12 protein-coding genes are annotated in these 16,059 nt (G+C 70.9%); 9 read left to right on the top strand and 3 right to left on the bottom strand.

What is annotated here, in order from left to right; genetic code table 11:
- The first annotated feature begins 1 nt into the window (after position 1).
- Genes OG587_RS35860 through OG587_RS35850 form a run of 3 tightly spaced genes read left to right on the top strand, consistent with a single transcriptional unit; the run spans position 2 to position 2,594 of the window.
- Positions 2-1,012 (top strand): zinc-dependent alcohol dehydrogenase, encoded by a 1,011-nt coding sequence (locus tag OG587_RS35860; RefSeq protein ID WP_329083231.1) that lies wholly within the window; start codon positions 2-4, stop codon positions 1,010-1,012.
- Positions 1,009-2,001 carry a Gfo/Idh/MocA family protein gene (locus tag OG587_RS35855; protein WP_329083230.1) on the top strand — a complete coding sequence of 331 codons (993 nt, stop codon included), beginning with the start codon at positions 1,009-1,011 and terminating at the stop codon, positions 1,999-2,001. Before OG587_RS35860 ends, OG587_RS35855 begins: the two co-directional genes overlap by 4 nt.
- Positions 1,998-2,594, top strand: coding sequence for a DUF1349 domain-containing protein (locus OG587_RS35850; RefSeq protein ID WP_329083229.1), 597 nt, complete (start codon positions 1,998-2,000; stop codon positions 2,592-2,594). The genes OG587_RS35855 and OG587_RS35850 overlap by 4 nt, the downstream gene beginning before the upstream one ends.
- Positions 2,595-2,725: 131 nt before the next feature.
- Here OG587_RS35850 and OG587_RS35845 read toward each other — a convergent pair whose 3' ends face one another.
- The gene (locus OG587_RS35845; RefSeq protein WP_329083228.1) at positions 2,726-3,625 is read right to left on the bottom strand and encodes a LysR family transcriptional regulator; all 900 of its coding nucleotides are present in this window, start codon (positions 3,623-3,625) and stop codon (positions 2,726-2,728) included.
- Between the two features lie 79 nt (positions 3,626-3,704).
- On the opposite strand from OG587_RS35845, the gene OG587_RS35840 reads away from it, so the two are divergent.
- From OG587_RS35840 to OG587_RS35820, 5 genes are all read left to right on the top strand, one after another.
- Positions 3,705-4,967, top strand: a complete 1,263-nt coding sequence (locus OG587_RS35840; protein WP_329083227.1) for an MFS transporter — start codon at positions 3,705-3,707, stop codon at positions 4,965-4,967.
- Between the two features lie 160 nt (positions 4,968-5,127).
- A complete protein-coding gene (locus tag OG587_RS35835) occupies positions 5,128-6,063 on the top strand; it encodes an SDR family oxidoreductase (RefSeq protein ID WP_329083226.1) in 936 nt (311 codons plus the stop codon).
- A gap of 343 nt (positions 6,064-6,406) precedes the next feature.
- Positions 6,407-6,817 carry a hypothetical protein gene (locus tag OG587_RS35830; protein WP_329083225.1) on the top strand — a complete coding sequence of 137 codons (411 nt, stop codon included), beginning with the start codon at positions 6,407-6,409 and terminating at the stop codon, positions 6,815-6,817.
- 150 nt (positions 6,818-6,967) lie between these two features.
- Entirely contained in the window at positions 6,968-8,488 is a 1,521-nt protein-coding gene (locus OG587_RS35825) for an ROK family transcriptional regulator (RefSeq protein WP_329083224.1), read from the top strand.
- 149 nt (positions 8,489-8,637) lie between these two features.
- The gene (locus OG587_RS35820) at positions 8,638-10,419 is read left to right on the top strand and encodes a glycoside hydrolase family 71/99-like protein (RefSeq protein WP_329083223.1); all 1,782 of its coding nucleotides are present in this window, start codon (positions 8,638-8,640) and stop codon (positions 10,417-10,419) included.
- Positions 10,420-10,587: 168 nt separating this feature from the next.
- On the opposite strand, the gene OG587_RS35815 is transcribed toward OG587_RS35820, so the two are convergent.
- Complete coding sequence (locus OG587_RS35815; RefSeq protein ID WP_329083222.1) at positions 10,588-12,087, bottom strand: S1 family peptidase; 1,500 nt, start codon at positions 12,085-12,087, stop codon at positions 10,588-10,590.
- 363 nt (positions 12,088-12,450) lie between these two features.
- Complete coding sequence (locus OG587_RS35810) at positions 12,451-14,058, bottom strand: S1 family peptidase (protein WP_329083221.1); 1,608 nt, start codon at positions 14,056-14,058, stop codon at positions 12,451-12,453.
- Between the two features lie 407 nt (positions 14,059-14,465).
- Here OG587_RS35810 and OG587_RS35805 point away from each other — a divergent pair, with 407 nt between their 5' ends.
- Positions 14,466-16,010, top strand: a complete 1,545-nt coding sequence (locus OG587_RS35805) for a S1 family peptidase (protein WP_329083220.1) — start codon at positions 14,466-14,468, stop codon at positions 16,008-16,010.
- The last annotated feature ends 49 nt before the right edge of the window (positions 16,011-16,059 follow it).

Raw genomic sequence — 16,059 nt, 5'->3', positions numbered from 1 at the left:
CGTGCGCCGGATCGAACTCGTCGGCCGACACCGCATCCGGCTGGACGGCGACGCGCCGATCCCGCCCATCGGACCGGGCGACGTGCTCGTCCGGGTGGGGGCCTGCACCGTCTGCAACCGCAGCGACCTGGCCTACTATCACTACTTCGGCCTGCGCGACCACTGTGCGACCGGCTGCTTCGGCCACGAGGTCGCCGGCACCGTCGAGGCGGTGGGAGAGCGGGTGACCCGCGTCGCGCCGGGGCGGCGGGTGTTCGTCCGCACCCCGCTCACCTCGGGGTTCGCCGAGTACGCGGCGGCGAGGGAGGTCAGCGTGGGCGTCCTCCCCGACGACGTGCCCTTCGAGCAGGGCGCGATCCTGCAACTGCTGCCCCTGGCCGTGCACGCGACCCGGGGGGTGCGGCTCGGCGACCGGGTGGCCATCCTGGGGCAGGGGCCGGTCGGGCTGATGGCCCTGCAGGTCGCACGGCTGCGTGGCGCGGCCGAGATCGCCGTCGCCGACCTGGACCCCTGGCGTCTGGAGCGCGCGACGCTCCTCGGCGCGGACCGGACCTCGCTGGTGAAGTCGCCGCAGGCCGTACCGGAGGAGCTGGGGACGGAGTTCGACGTCGCCATCGAGGCGGTCGGCACCCCGCACACCGCCAACGCCTGCGTCGACCTGGTCCGGCAGAACGGTCTCGTCGTCTTCCTCGGCACCCACCACATCGACACCCACGTCACCTTCGACATGGTCAAGTGGGAGAAGAAGGGGCTGCGGGTGCACAGCTCCGCCGAACCGACCGACACCGCGAGGGCCGAGGCGATGCGGGTGGCCGAGCGGCTGGCCGCCACCTTCACCGGGCGCCTGCGCCTCGACGCGATCCTCACCGCCGTCTACCCGCTGGAACGGCTCCAGGACGCCCTCGACCGGCTTTCCGAGAGCCCCACCCTGCACCCGGCCGGAAGCGCCGCGCCGTTCCAGACCCCGCCCCCGGAAACCCTGAAGATCGCTATACGTCCGGACCTGGAGTGAAATGGGGGATCGCCGGATACGGCGACATCGTCCGTAGGAAGGCCCTGCCCGCCCTGCTCTCCCTGGGGGAGACCGTCGCCTGCGTGTGGGGCAGGGACGCCGCGCGGGCCCGGACGACCTGCGAGGAGTTCGGGGGTTTCCCCGGCGCCTTCGGCACGTCCGACTACACCGATCTGCTCGACGTGGCCGAGGTCGTCTACGTCGCCACGCCGGTCGCGGCCCATCTGCCCCTCGCGGTCGCGGCGGCGCGGGCGGGCCTGCCGGTCCTGGTGGAGAAGCCGCTCGGCGGGACGGCGCCCGAGCCGGCCACCGCCCACGCGGGAGGCGCCCGCCACCGCGAGACGGTTTCCGAGCTGGCCGCCGCCCACGTGGGCGTCGCCTACTACCGCAGGCTCGCGCCCGCGCTCGGGCGGGTGCGCGAGATCCTGCGCGGGCGTGCCGTGCACCACGCGGTCGTGGAGTTCCGGAGCCACTTCGACCCGGGGCCGGACGACCCCAGGCTCTGGCGTACCGACCCCGCGATCTCCGGCGGGGGAGTGCTCGCCGACGTGGGCAGTCACCGCCTCGACCTGCTCTGCTGGCTGCTGGGGGAGCCGGTCGTGACCGGCGCGCGGACGGGCCTGCCCTTCGACCTGGGCGGGGAGCGCCTCGCCCGGGTGGGGCTGGCCTGGCCGTCGGGAGGCGTGGCCGACCTGGAGGCGGCGTGGGTGCCCGGCGCCCGCCACGACCGGTTTCACCTGTCCTTCGACGGCGGCCACCTGGAGCTCGACCCCCTCGACTCGGGGACCGTGCGCGGGATCGTCGACGGGGTCGCCGTCGACGAGTTCCTTCCCCCGCCGGAGAACCCGCATCTCCCCCTCATGGCCGACTTCGCCCGTAGCGTCAGGGACGGGACCGACCCGGTCTGCACCGTCCGCGACGCCGACACCGTCGACCGTCTCATCGCGACCGCCTACGCGCTCGCAACCCCTCTGGAGGAACAGCCGTGAACGAGCCCGTCTCCCTGCCCGCCTTTCCCACGCCGCTGCGCTGGCTGAACCGGCCCGAGGACTGGAGCGCCGACGGCGACGCGCTCTCCATCAGCGCGGGGGCGGGCACCGACCTCTTCTCCGACCCCGGGGAGCCGAACCGCTACGCCAACGCCCCCGCTCTCGTCGGCCGCCTGGACGGCGACTTCACCCTCAGCGCGCGGGTCAGGCTCGACCTGCTGTCCACCTACGACGCGGCCGTCCTGCTGCTGTACGCCGACGACGACCGGTGGGCCAAGTTCTGCCTGGAGCTCTCCCCGCAGGGCAGGCCCACGATCGTCTCGGTGGTCACCCGCGGGGTGTCCGACGACTGCAACTCCGTGACCATGGACAGCCGGGACATCCGGCTGCGGATCTCCCGCATCGGCTCCGCCTTCGCCTTCCACGTCGCCGACGAGTCCGGTTTCTGGAACCTCATCAGATACTTCGCGCTCGACGGTGACCCCGAGGTCGGCTTCCTCGCCCAAAGCCCCACCGGCGACGGCTGCACCGTGCGCTTCGAGGACATCGAGTACTCGCCCAAGCGCCTGTCCGAACTGCGCGGCGGCGAGTAGCCCGCCTCCCCGTTGGGCCGCGATCCGGGTCGCCGCGCCGGGACGGTTTCCGGCCACCCCTCCCCTCAGCGGCTGGAGCGGGACCGTCACCGGCCGGCCCGGCCTGCCGCCGTCTCGCCGGACACCCGAGGTCACGGGTCCGGCGATTCTGAGAGTTCCGCCGCCGGAATACCGAGGACGGACAGGAACGCCGCGGCGGCGGGGGACGGCGGGAAGCGACTCCAGATGAGGTGCTCCATCCGGGCGGGAGCGTCGCGAAGCTGGAGGACGGGCAGATCGGGGAGTTCGGGCACGAAGGCGGCGGGCAGCATCCCGACGCCCAGGCCCTGCCGGATCAGGCGAGCCATGAAGTCCATGTTCGTCACTTCGAAGGCGACCTCGCGCCGGACTCCGGCCGCCGCGAACGCGCCGTCCGACTGGGCCCGCGCGGCGGTGCCCGGCGGGAAGTCGACGAACGGTTCGTCCGACAGCTGATGCAGGTCCACGCGTTCCCTGCCCGCCAGCGGGTGGCCGGGCGCCACCACGGCGACGAGGTCACCGCGCGCCAGTTCACGGCCACGGACGCCCTTGGGGCGTACGCCCACCGGCAGCCCCAGGAACGCGGCGTCCAGGGTGCCCTGCCGCACCCGTTCGATCAGCTCCTCGCTCGCGCCCGAGCGGAGGCTGATCCGCACCTGCCGATGCCGCAGGTGGAAACGCTGCAGCGCGGTCGGGAGATCGACCGCCGCGACGGTGGGAATGGCGCCGACGGCGAGCCGGCCCCGGATCTCGCCGGCGGCGGCCGCCACCTCGGCGCGGGCTCGTTCGGCGGCGTCGAGAGCCTGGCGGGCCGCGGGGAGGAAAGCCTCGCCGGCGGGGGTGAGCCGGACGCGACGGCTGGTGCGCTCGAACAGCTTGGCACCCAGCTCACGTTCCAGGCGGGCGATCTGGTGGCTCAGCGCGGACTGGACGACCAGGCACTGCTCGGCGGCGCGGGTGAAGTTGCTCGTCTCCGCGACGGCGACGACGTAGCGCATTTGCTGAAGCTCCATTGATCAATCGTGATACACGATCGGTTCGATGACAAACATGTGTTGGACTCATTGATCGTCTGTCGTCGAGGCTGGGGGCATGACGGCGACGAGACCTCACACGAACGGCGGCCTGTCGCGCGGGCTGCTCCTTCTCATGTCGGTGGCGACCGGGTTGGCGGTCGCGGGAAACTACTTCGCGCAGCCGCTGCTCGACCTGATCAGCCGGGAGCTGGGGGTCGGGCCATCACTGGCGGCGCTGGTGGTGACGGCCGCGCAGGGCGGGTACGCGCTGGGGCTGATCCTGCTGGTGCCGCTCGGCGACCTGGTGGAGCGGCGGCGGCTGGCGGTGTCGCTCTACGCGGTGACCGCGGTGTTCCTGCTGGTGTCGGCCACCGCCCCCAACGGCACGGTGCTCCTGGTCGGTACGGCCCTGACCGCGCTGACCTCGGTCGGAGCGCAGGTGGTTTTGCCGTTCGCGGCGACGCTGGCGGACCCGGCCGAGCGCGGCCGGGTGGTCGGTACGGTGATGACCGGCCTGATGCTCGGCCTGTTGCTGGCGCGGACCGCGTCCGGGGCGTTGTCGGAGCTGGGCGGATGGCGGACGGTCTACTGGGTGAACGCGGTCCTGATGGTGCTGATGGCCGTGCTGCTGCGTGTCTTCCTGCCCCGGCTCGGCGGGGACGACGGGCGCCTGTCCTACCTGGGGCTGCTGCGCTCGACGGTCGCGATGTTCCGGTACGAGCCGTTGCTGCGGTGGCGGGCGGGCATCGGCGCGTTGAGCCTCGCCTCGTTCAGCGTGCTGTGGACGGCGCTGACCTTCCTGCTGGTGCGGTCGCCGTACAACTGGTCGGAGTCGGCCATCGGCATGTTCGCCCTGGTCGGTGTCGTGGGCGCGCTGACCGCCACGGTGGCGGGGCGGCTGGCCGACCGCGGGCACGTCCAGATCGTGACCGGTGCCGGAACGGTCCTGCTGCTGGTGTCCTGGCCGGTGATCGCGGCGGGGGAGCGCTGGCTGGTCTGGCTGCTCGCCGGTGTGATCGTGCTGGACCTGGCGCACCAGGCGGTGCTCAACAGCAGCCAGAACGTCCTCTACGCGCTCCGGCCCGAGGCCCGCAACCGGATCAACTCCGCCTTCATGACCTCCTTGTTCCTCGGCGGCGCGGTGGGCTCCGCGCTGACCTCGGTGGTCTGGGTGAACGGCGGCTGGACCGGCGTGTGCGTCCTGGGCGCCACCCTCTCGGCCGGGACCGTCGCGCTCTGGGTCCTGGAGCGCGTCACCGTCCGCCGGGCGGCGGGCAGGCCCCCGGAAACCCCGGTTCACCGGGGCGACGACCCGGCACGGGCCGCCTCGACCACCTGATCCAGGGAGCCGGACCACGCGCGTCGCCGCGTTCGGAGCGGCGGGGAACGAGGGAGGCCGCGCGGTGGCCGAGACGCTCGCCCGCGGCCACCGGGTCACCGCCGTGCCACGCGACCTGGTCCGTACCCCCACAACCCGACAACCCCAAGGGAGAATGAGCGTGTCACGCACCGTACTGATCACCGGAGCCACCGGAACCGTGTCCACCGCACTGATGAGGGCGCTGGAAGGGGCCGAGGTGGACCTTCGCGCTCTCGTCCGCGAAGAGTCGAAAGCGGACGGCCCGTACGAGCTGGGCGCCGAGGTCTTCGTCGGTGACCTCGACGACGCCCGGTCTCTGCCGCCCGCCTTCGAGGGCGTGCAGGACCTGTGGCTGCTCACCCCGAACGGTCCGCGCGCTCCGGAGAACAGCATGAACGCCGTATGGGCCGCGCGTCAGGCCGGTGTGGAGCGCATCGTGCGCCTGTCCGTCGTCGGCGCGGCCCACGACGCGCCGAACCGCAGCGGCAGGCTGCACGCACTGTCCGACCGGGAGATCGAACGGTGCGGCATGCGCTGGACGATCCTGCGCCCACACTGGTTCATGCAGAATCTGCTGAACGAGGCGGGCGACATCTCCGCCACCGGCACGTTCTCGCTGAACATGGCCTCGGCGCGGATCGGCATGATCGACGTACGCGACATCGCCGAGTGCGCCGCCCGCGTGCTCCTCGACGACCCCGATCGCCACCACGGCGAGACCTACACCCTCACCGGCCCGCGCTCCCTGACGTTCGACGAGGTCGCCGACCGGCTGAGTCTCGCTCTCGGCAGGTCCGTCACGTACCTGCCGGTCGGCGACGACGCCAAGCGCGGGACACTGCTCGGCTACGGCGTTCCGAAATGGATCGTCGACATGCTCGAGGAGTACGCGCGGGCGTATGCCTCCGGCTGGGGAGACTTCACCACCGATACGCTCGCCGGCCTTCTCGGCCACCCCCCGCGCGACATCGCCGACTTCGTCCGCGACCACGCCGCGGCGTTCACCTCGCCCCCTGACGTCGCCGCCCGGTCCGGCCGAGAGGGTGACGGCGGGGCGGAAGATCCGGCTCAGTGAATGAGGTTCAGCCCGGTCAGGCCGGCCGGGAGCGCCCAGGGACGGGCCGCCTCATCGCTGTCCGCCGGGCTGCCCACGGTGGTGCGGCAGTCGGCACGGTAGCCGCCGCCGTGCGCGTCGAGCCGGGCTGAGGTGGCGGCCCGGACCCGGGTCGCCGCGCCCTGCCCGGGGGTCCCGAACAGACCCGGCGCCGGCGTACCTTCGGTATCGATCAGGAGACGTGGAGGAGGCTCTGTCCGACTTCAGTGCACTCTGTAGAGCCGGTTGGCATATGCGGTGATTCTAAGATCGCTGAGAGGCCACCCCTCACCCGATCGCCGACCTGGTATCCGGAGGATCCGCCATGCGACTCCCGCGTTCCCTCTCTGGCTGGACGATGGCCGTCTTCGGCCTCCTCGCCGTGGTACTCGGCGTCGTCGGCCTGGTGTCGCCGGACACCATGCTCGCCCTCCTCGGCTTCGAGGTGCCGCGGACGCGTGGCTCCGGCGACTACACGAAGGTGTACCTCGCCGCCTCCTCGATGGCCGCGGTGAACATGGGCGTCTACTACCTCCTGGCCGCCGCCGCCGACTACCGGCCCTTCTTCCTGTGGACGGTGCCGTTCCGCCTGCTGACGTTCGCGGTCTTCACCCTCCTGGTGGTGACCGGCGCCGCCCCCGCCAGGTTCATCGGCGTCGGAATCTGGGAGGGGGTCGGCGCGGTGGTCACCGGGGCCGCTCTCTGGTGGGAGCGCAGGCGCCCGAGCGCCGTCTGACGACCCGGGCGCGGCGCGGGCGCCCATCGTGTCCGCTCCCGCCCGCTGCCAGGGCCGTCCCGCGCTGCCAGGGCCGTCCCGCTCTGGCCGGGGCGGGACGCGGAGGAACCGGCGCTTTTCGTCGGCGCGGGGAGGGTGTTGGATGAGTGCATGGGTGAAGTGGACGGGGAACGCGAGCCGGTGCGGGCGGCGGATTCGGAGAGCCCGTCCACCTCACCGTGGAGCGCGCCGTCACGTCCGCCCCTCGCCCGCGACGCGGGGTGGCGTCCCACCCGTGGCGCGCCGGGCGGGGCGCCCGCTTCCGGCGTGAGCGGTCCGGGTGCGCGGCAGCCCCTCGGAGGCGGTCCCGAGCGCCGCTCGCGGGCCGGGCGCCCGGCCCAGGCCGAGCCGCTGCTGGGCCGGCGGGAGGGTGGGGGAGGCCGGTTCGGGCCGCAGACCGGGGCGCGCCCGGCGCCTCGTGCCTTCAACCAGCTCGCCCTCGGCTCCTACAACGAGAAGCTGGTGATCGAGAGCATCCGGCAGGCCGTGTCCACGAGCAGGGTGGAGATCGCCGAGCGCACCGGCCTCACGCCGCAGGCGGTGTCGCGGATCACCCGTAACCTGCTGACCTCGGGCCTGCTGACCGAGGACGCCCGCCGGCTGGGGGGCGCGGGCAAGCCGCGGGTGCCACTGCGGCTGCGTCCCGACGCGGGCTCGGCCATCGGCGTCCACCTCGACCCGAAGATGATCACCGTGGTCGCCGTCGACCTGTGCGGCGACCTGCTCGACCAGCGGCACCTGCTCCTGCCCGAACAGCCCGACCCGCAGTGGTGCCTGGCGCAGATGACCCGCCTGGCACTGGAGTCGGCCGAGGCCGCCCGCCCCGCCTCCGAGGCCCTGCTGGGGGTGGGGGTCGCCGTGCCGGGCCCGCTCGACAGCCGCGCCGGGCTGCTGCTCGATCCGCCGCTGTTCCGGGACTGGAAGCACGTGGAGCTCAAGGCCGAGCTGGCCACCCGGCTGGACGTCACCGTCGTCGTCGAGAAGGACTCCACGGCGGCGGCGATCGGCGAGCGCTGGCTGGGCGCGGCCGACCGCGCCGACGACTTCGTCTACCTCTACCTGGGCGCCGGTGTCGGCAGCGGCGCCTTCCTCAACGGCGACGTCTACCGGGGACGCACGGGCAACGCGGGCGAGGTCGGCCAGCTGTGCGCGATCGCGACCGGCTGGCTCACCCCGGAGGGCGGCCCCAAACTCGTCCCCGAGTGCGCCCCGACCTCCACGGTGGTGGAGCGTGCCAGGGCCGCGGGCATGGTGATCCCACCGGGTGACGCCGCCTACGAGTGGGTCTGCGCGGCCGCGGCGGGCGGCGACCTGCGGGCGGTCACGGTGATCGAGGAGGTGGCCCGCGTGATCGGCCTGGGCGCCGCCGGGCTCATCGACCTGCTGGACGTCGAGCTGCTCATCATCGGCGGGCCCGCCGTCCTGCCCACCGTGGCCGACATCTACCACCGGCAGATCGCCGCCGCCGTCAACGGGTTCCCGATGGCCAGGCACCTGCGCGAGGTGGAGGTCGCCCAGTCGCACCTCAACCGGGCCGCGGCGGCGGTGGGGGCCGCGTCCAGCGTGTTCCACGAGGTGTTCACGCCCAGCCTGGGCTCACGGACGCGAACGGCGCACCCGGACGCCGTGTGACCGTACCCGCCGGCGACGCGGGAACTTTACTGGGGACGATGACGGGGTTTCGCCGTGGATTGACATAGTCAATCCAATGGATTTACATATCCGTAACCTACCTCACCCCCCATCAAAGGCCAATCGTGAACAATCGTCACAAACCCCTAATGAGAGCGGCGCTGGCCGTCTCCCTCCTCGCGACCGCCCTGAGCTGGTCGGCCACGACCCCGGCCCTCGGCGCCCAGGCCGCCGCACCCCCCACCGTGAAGAACAAGGTCTACGCGGGCTACCAGGGGTGGTTCAACGCCGCGGGCGACGGCTCGCCGCTCAACAACTGGCGGCACTGGTCCCGCGGGACGCAGCCGTCACCGGGCAACCAGACCTTCGAGCTCTACCCGGACATGAGCAAGTACCCCGCCTCGGCCAGGTACCAGACCGGGTACGCGGCGCTCGGCGACGGCCAGCCCGCGACGCTCTTCTCCTCCTATCCGACGGCCGTGGTCGACCAGCACTTCCAGTGGATGAGCCAGCACGGCATCGACGGCGCCGCGATCCAGCGCTTCGGCAGCGACGTCGCCACCCCCGGCTCGGCCAACGCCCAGGTCCGCAACACGATCACCTCCAGGGCGAGGGACGCCGCCGAGAAGTACGGGCGCGGGTTCTACGTCGAGTACGACGTCAGCGGCCTGACCGACGCCAACGTGGAGCAGGTCCTCACCCGGGACTGGACCGACGTGGTCACAGGTCAGCTCCACCTCACCGACTCTCCGGCGTACGCCAGGGAGAACGGCAAGCCCGTGGTCGAGATCTGGGGCTTCGGCTTCCCCGACCGGCCCGGCACGGCCGCCCAGGCCGAGCGCATCGTGCGCTGGTTCAAGGACCGCGGCCTGTACGTCATCGGCGGCGTGCCGCGTGAGTGGCGCACGGGCGGGGGCAGCAAGCCCGGGTTCGCCCCGGTGTACCGGGCGTTCGACATGATCTCGCCGTGGATGGTGGGGTACGTCGGCGACACGAACGGCCTGCTCACGGGCGACCGTGACGCGCTGAACGCGACCGGCCAGGCGTACCAGCCGGTCATCTACCCGGGCTTCGCCTGGTCCAACTGGAACGGCGGCGCGCGCAACATGATCCCGCGCCGGTCCGGCGACTTCATGTGGGAGCAGGCCACCAGCGTGCGCCGGGCGGGGGTGCCGCAGGCGTTCATCGCGATGTTCGACGAGTACGACGAGGGCACGGCCCTCGCGCCGGGCGCCGAGGACTCCTCGCAGGTGCCGACCAACCAGTACTTCCTGACCAACAGCGCCGACGGCAAGTACGTGTCGTCGGACTTCTACCTGCGCCTGGCGGGCAGGGCCACCCGCATGATCACCGGTCTCGACCCGCTGGTGACCACGGTGCCCATCCCGCTCAGCGCCGGTCCGGTCTTCTTCCGCACCAGCGTGGAGCAGGGGACCGACGCCCAGCCGACGTGGACGAACACACCGGGCGGCGGCGGCACCACCAACGTCACCGGACAGTCGCTCGCGATCGCGACCGGCGAGGACAACCAGATCGGCTCGTCCGCCCTGCGCATCCGGGGCAGCGCCGCCTCCACCGCGGCCTCGCACGCCTACTTCCAGGTGTTCGACGTGAACATCCCGGTGACCGCCGCGACCAAGCTGCAGTACTCCTTCCTGCCGAAGGACGCGGGCGGCCGCAACGTCGCGGTGGACTTCGCGATGACGGACGGCACCACGCTCCGCGACAGTTCCGCCACCACGACCACCGGCGCCGACATGCACCCGGGCACGGCCAAGGGCACGGTCGGCTCGTGGACGCGGATCCAGAGCGACTTCGGCTCCGCGCTGAACGGCAAGACCATCGACAAGATCCTCGTCGGCTACGACCGCAGCGGCACCGCCGGCGCCTTCACCGCCTACATCGACGACCTCACCGTCACCAACTCCTGATCCCCGACCCCGGCCGGGGTACGGCGCCCGCCACGGCGCCGTACCCCGGCAGGACCATGTCACCGGCCGGGCGCCGTGCGCCAGGCGGCGTCGCGGTGGGCGCCACCGGACACCCGGCCCGGCGCGGTGGAGGGAGGCGAAGAGGCGGGGAGATGGAGTGAGATCGGGTTACGGTGACTTGTACCCCAGTTTGTAGGAACTGGAGCCGTTTGAGGAGACCACCTGGAAGCGGTAGAAACCGGCTGGGCCGATGTAGTCGATCCTCTCGTCCGGATTCGGGCCCTCGGAGGTCATGACGGTGGTCCAGGTTCGGTTCTCCCACCTTTGGAGGTGGAGGTCGAAGTCGACGCCGTCGTCGGCGTCCAGGCAGCCGATGTGAGAGCCGGCGACGGTCGTTCGGTAGTAGCGGCCGTTCGGCTGGTAGGCCTTCTGACCGGCGGCGAGGGTGCCGATGACCTGCTTCGGCTGGGCGGCGCAGACGCCGGGCTCCGGCGGGATGGCGCCGTTGTCGGTCACCAGGGTCAGATCATAGGTGGTGAGGATCTCGCCGATCGGCTGGAAGTAGGTGACACCGCCGGCGTCGCAGTCGCCCGAACCGCCGGAGGTGACGCCCTGCGCCTGGTCCACGGCGATGAAGGACCCGCCCGAGTCGCCCGGTTCGGCGCAGACGCTGGTACGGGTCAGTTCGAAGACCGTGCCCCGGGCATAGGTGACGCTGGCGTTGCGCTGCCGGATGATGCCGCAGTGCCAGTCGGTGGTGGAGCCGGACCGGCAGACCGAGGCACCCTCGATGGCCTCCCTGGAGCCCGCGACACTCACGGTTCCGCCACTGGCGTTGTTCACCACCGGCTTGAGCGTCCAGTCCGCGCTCACCGCGACCCAGGAGTAGTCGTTGAGCGGAAAGCTCGCCCCCTGGAAAACGCCCTGATTGGCCCGGTTGGCGCCGGTCGTGGCGTCACCCGCCTTTCCGCAGTGACCGGCACTGACAAAACCCTGCTGAGTCCCGCTGGTCACTGAGAAACCGACCGAACAACGACTCGTGGGACCGACGTAGTAGGCGTCACCACCTCGTATGTCGCCGAGGAGCCGGGGTCGCTCGGCGGACTCCACCGCGCGCACGGCGCTGGCGTCTAAATCCGAGGCCTGGATGAGATCCTCGGTCTGCAGGGGAACGGGTGTGAGGACGACGACCCTGTTGTTCCTGACGTCGATGAAGCGCACGTTCCCCCCGTGCACATGGTTGGGCAGCTTGATGTCGGTACGGTTCATGATCGTGTCGAGCTCGGAGAACGACCGCTTGACGAGCTCGCCCTGGGCGCCCGCGGCGATGATCTGAGGAATGTCGGAGGGGTCGGTGGTAGCCACCACCAGGGTCTGCGCGACGGTTCCGGTGAACCAGGAGCCGCCGAAATCCCCGCCGATCCGGCTGCGGAGTCTCGCCTCGATCGGTGCCAGGCGGGCCTCGTTGAGCAGGCGGATCTGGGCCTGCTCGCTGGTGAGTTGGAGGTCGCGCTGGAGTGCGGAGAGCATGTCGGGCGGCGGTTTCCAGCCGGACGGAGCGGCTCGGGGGCTCTGCACCTGCGGCTTGGCGGCGACTGTGGTGGCTGTCAGGGTGATGGCGGTGACCGCCAGGATGCATCCCGTGGTAACGGCACGTCTGTAGGACATGGATCTTTCTCCTCGACCTCGGCTTCCCGGGCGTGAGGGGAGGACGCCACGCATCACAGGTTGATCATGCGATGTGGGTAACGCCACCACCTTAATTCAGCGGTTGCCGTTCAAGGCCGCGAAAACCACGCGCCGCGCGGTAGGGATTCCGAGACGGATCCGTGTCCCGGCGGCGGGACCCCTGGCGGGTGAGACGACATCCGGACCTTCGGCGGACATGACGATCTCGGGGGGATCCGGGGTCGGTGGAGGTTCCCGATCCGTGGCTTCGCCGCCTTCGTCGCGGCCCACCCGGCCGGGTGGTTCGGACGGGTCTCGGTGACCGTGCGTACCGCACGCCCACGAAGCTCGGGAGGGCGAGGGTCAAGGGGGCGAGCCGCCACCGGACCCGGACTGCTTCACCTCCGTGTAGCCCAGGGTGTAGGGGCCGGTCCCGCTGGAAGCGAGCACCAGGTAACGGTAGTCGCCGGGTGTGCCCTTGTATCTGAGCTCTTCGAAGGGGTTGGAGCTTTCGGCGGAGGCGACGGTGACCCAGTCGGAACCGCTCTGCTTTTGCAGGTAGAGGTCGAAGTCACTGCCGGGGTTGCTTTCCAGGCAGCCGTAGTGGTCGGCGTTGACGGCCGTATGGTAGTACCGGTTGCGGGGCTGGTAGGCGAACTGGGGGCTTTTCAGCGTGCCGTTGATGATGGTGCGGTAAGCCTGGCAGGTGCCCGCGGTCGCGATGGGTTCCACGTCATTGACCATCAGGGTCAGGTCGTAGGCGGACAGGATCTCGTGGATCGGCTGGATGTAGGTGAATCCGGCCAGGTCGCAGTCACCGGAACCTCCGGAGATGACTCCCTGGGCCTGGTTGATGGAGATGAGGGAGCCGCCGGAGTTGCCGGGGATGCCGCAGGCGCTGGTGCGGATCAGATGCTTGACGACGCCCTGGGGGTAGGTGATGTCGGCGTCGTGCTGCTGGATGGTGCCACAGCGCCAGTTGATGACGGCGCCGGATCCGGACAGGCAGGCCGAAGCGCCTGGGATGGCCTTTTTGGCTCCGTAGACGTGCACGGTGCCACCGCTGTCGTTGCCCACCAGTGGCCGGGGGTTCCAGTCGTCGTTGACCTTGACCCAGGAGAAGTCCTGGCCGGGGAAGGTCGAGGCTTGGACGGTGCCCTGGGGGCGTCGGTTGTAGCCGACGGTGGCGCTGCCGGGTGTGCCGCAGTGCCCGGCGCTGATGAATCCTTTCTGGGTGTCTTTGGTCACTGAGAATCCGACCGAGCAGCGGGTCGTGGCGCCGACGTAGTAGGCCTGGCCGCCCACCAGGTCGGTCTCCGTGTGGGCTTTCCGGTGGGCGCGCAGCAGCCGGGGGCGCTCGGTCGAGGCGATCACCTGCACCGCGTCCGGGTCGACCTTGGCGGTCTTGACGGCCGCCTGAGCCGCCTTGGGATTCTCCGTCAGGATGACGACCTTGTTGACCCGCACGCCGACGTAGCGCACGCTGCTCAGTTTCGCCAAGATGGGTAGGTTCTGGCTGAGTTTCTCCTTCACCTCCTTCAGGTCGGCGAGTGACCGGCTGACCACCTGTGGCTGGGCGCCCAGCGCGGCGATCTGGGAGACGTCGGCGGGATCGGTGGTGGCCACGATCAGGGTCTGCGCGCGGGGCGGCACGAACCAGGAGCCGCCGAAGTGGTCGCCGATCCGTCTGCGCAGGCTCGTCTCGATCGGGGTCAGGCGGGCCTCGTTGAGCAGGCGCGTCTGGGCTTCCTCCTCGGTGAGGCCGATGTCGCGTGCGATGGCCTCCAGCATGCCCGGCGGGGGTTTCCCGGCGAGATCGGCGCCCGGAACGCCGGAGGCCCGTGCCGCCGGGCGGGTGGCGACCGCCGGGGCGGCTGTCAGGACATGGGTGGCGACCGCTGGAGCGGCTGTCAGGGCAAGAGCGGTGATCGCCAGGACACATCCCGGGACGATGACATGTCTACGGGCCATGACTCTCTCCTTGACCTCGACCTTTCAGGCATGAGGGGGAGATCGTGTCGCATCGTCGGGCACGGGATACGAGCACCGCCACTTTAACGCAACCGTTATCGGCCAACGTCTCTGAAGCCGTACGCCACGCAGAGATCGTTCTCGGCCGGGGCAGTGCCGGGCGAGCCCATCCCCGTTGACAGGCGCCCCCGCAGGAGAAAGGGGTGTCCGGTCGGGCCGGGGCGCTCCGCCGCGAGCGATCACGGCGGAGCGCCCCGGCCCGACCCGGCCGCACATTTCGGCAGGCGTGTTGACGACCTTGACGGCGACGGCTGCACTAGGGTGGCGATGCCCGGCACCACATGTTCGACGGTAACGCGGAGTGCTCTCCCCCTCATGCCTGAAAGGTCGAGGTCAAGGAGAGAGTCATGGCCCGTAGACATGTCATCGTCCCGGGATGTGTCCTGGCGATCACCGCTCTTGCCCTGACAGCCGCCCCGGCGGTCGCCACCCGCCCGACGGCACGGGCCCCCGGCACTCCGGCCGCCGACCTTACCGACCTCGCCGGGAAACCCCCGCCGGGCATGCTGGAGGCCATCGCACGCGACATCGGCCTCACCGAGGAGGAAGCCAGGACGCGCCTGCTCAACGAGGCCCGCCTGACCCCGATCGAGACGAACCTGCGCGGATGGGTCGGCGACCACTTCGGCGGCTCCTGGTTCGCCGGAGACGTCGCGCAGACCCTGGTGGTGGCCACCACCGATTCCACCGACGTCTCCCAGATCGCCGAGCTGGGCGCCCGGCCACTGCTGGTCGGCCGGTCGCTGATCGAGCTCAGAGCGATCAGGGCAGCGGTGGACGCGGCCCTGATCAGAGAGCGCGGCACCACCGCGAGCGTGCGCTACGTCGGCGTGCGGGTCAACAAGGTCGTCATCCTGACGGAGAATCCCAAGGCGGCTCAGGCGGCCGTCAAGACCGCCAAGGTCGACCCGGACGCGGTGCAGGTGATCGCCTCGACCGAGCGCCCCCGGCTGCTGCGCGCCCACCGGAAAGCCCACACGGAGACCGACCTGGTGGGCGGCCAGGCCTACTACGTCGGCGCCACGACCCGCTGCTCGGTCGGATTCTCAGTGACCAAAGACACCCAGAAAGGATTCATCAGCGCCGGGCACTGCGGCACACCCGGCAGCGCCACCGTCGGCTACAACCGACGCCCCCAGGGCACCGTCCAAGCCTCGACCTTCCCCGGCCAGGACTTCTCCTGGGTCAAGGTCAACGACGACTGGAACCCCCGGCCACTGGTGGGCAACGACAGCGGTGGCACCGTGCAGGTCCGCGGCTTCAGGGCCGCCGTCGAGGGTTCCTCGGTCTGCCACTCCGGTTCCGGCTCCGGCTGGCACTGCGGCACCATCGCACAGCGCGGCGCCAGCGTCACCTACCCCCGGGGCACCGTCTACGGCCTGACCCGCACCACCGTCTGCGCCGAACCCGGCGATTCGGGCGGATCCTTCATCTCCCTCGAGCAGGCTCAGGGGATCACCTCCGGCGGCTCCGGCGACTGTGCCTCGGGCGGGGTCACCTATTTCCAGCCGATCCTCGAAATTCTCACGGCCTACGGCCTGAACCTCACCGTCGAGGAGCTCTCCCTGCCGGGTCCGGGCACGTGTACCAGCTATCCGCGCGTCTTCACCGGCACGCTGAAGAGCCGGCGGTCCGCCTACTGGCCACAGGACCGAGGCTTCGTGACGACCGTCACCGGCACCTATTCCGCCTGCCTGTCCGACGACCCGAGCCGCGACCGCGACCTCTACCTGGAGAAGTGGAACGGCAGGGCCTGGATCGCCGTCGCCGCCTCCGAACATCTGGACTCCTACGAGCAGATCACCTACTTCGGCACGCCGGGACGATACCGCTATCGGGTGTTCGCCGAGGTCGGCTCAGGCCCCTACACCCTTGGGCACGAAGAACCGTGACGGTTGGACCGTACGAAAAACGAGGTGGGCGGGCCGCGAGTGGGCGTCG

The sequence above is a fragment of the Streptosporangium sp. NBC_01469 genome, assembly GCF_036227305.1.
GTDB lineage: Bacteria > Actinomycetota > Actinomycetes > Streptosporangiales > Streptosporangiaceae > Streptosporangium.
The sequence above is the reverse complement of the archived record's forward strand: the minus strand, read 5'-3'. Positions and strand labels throughout refer to the sequence as shown.

Bases quoted from the DNA above. Each gene is read 5' to 3' on its own strand.
- OG587_RS35810 (WP_329083221.1), bottom strand. From the start codon at position 14,058: ATGGCCCGTAGACATGTCATCGTCCCGGGATGTGTCCTGGCGATCACC.
- OG587_RS35825 (WP_329083224.1), top strand. From the start codon at position 6,968: ATGGGTGAAGTGGACGGGGAACGCGAGCCGGTGCGGGCGGCGGATTCG.
- OG587_RS35805 (WP_329083220.1), top strand. From the start codon at position 14,466: ATGGCCCGTAGACATGTCATCGTCCCGGGATGTGTCCTGGCGATCACC.
- OG587_RS35820 (WP_329083223.1), top strand. From the start codon at position 8,638: ATGAGAGCGGCGCTGGCCGTCTCCCTCCTCGCGACCGCCCTGAGCTGG.
- OG587_RS35815 (WP_329083222.1), bottom strand. From the start codon at position 12,087: ATGTCCTACAGACGTGCCGTTACCACGGGATGCATCCTGGCGGTCACC.
- OG587_RS35830 (WP_329083225.1), top strand. From the start codon at position 6,407: ATGCGACTCCCGCGTTCCCTCTCTGGCTGGACGATGGCCGTCTTCGGC.
- OG587_RS35845 (WP_329083228.1), bottom strand. From the start codon at position 3,625: ATGGAGCTTCAGCAAATGCGCTACGTCGTCGCCGTCGCGGAGACGAGC.
- OG587_RS35840 (WP_329083227.1), top strand. From the start codon at position 3,705: ATGACGGCGACGAGACCTCACACGAACGGCGGCCTGTCGCGCGGGCTG.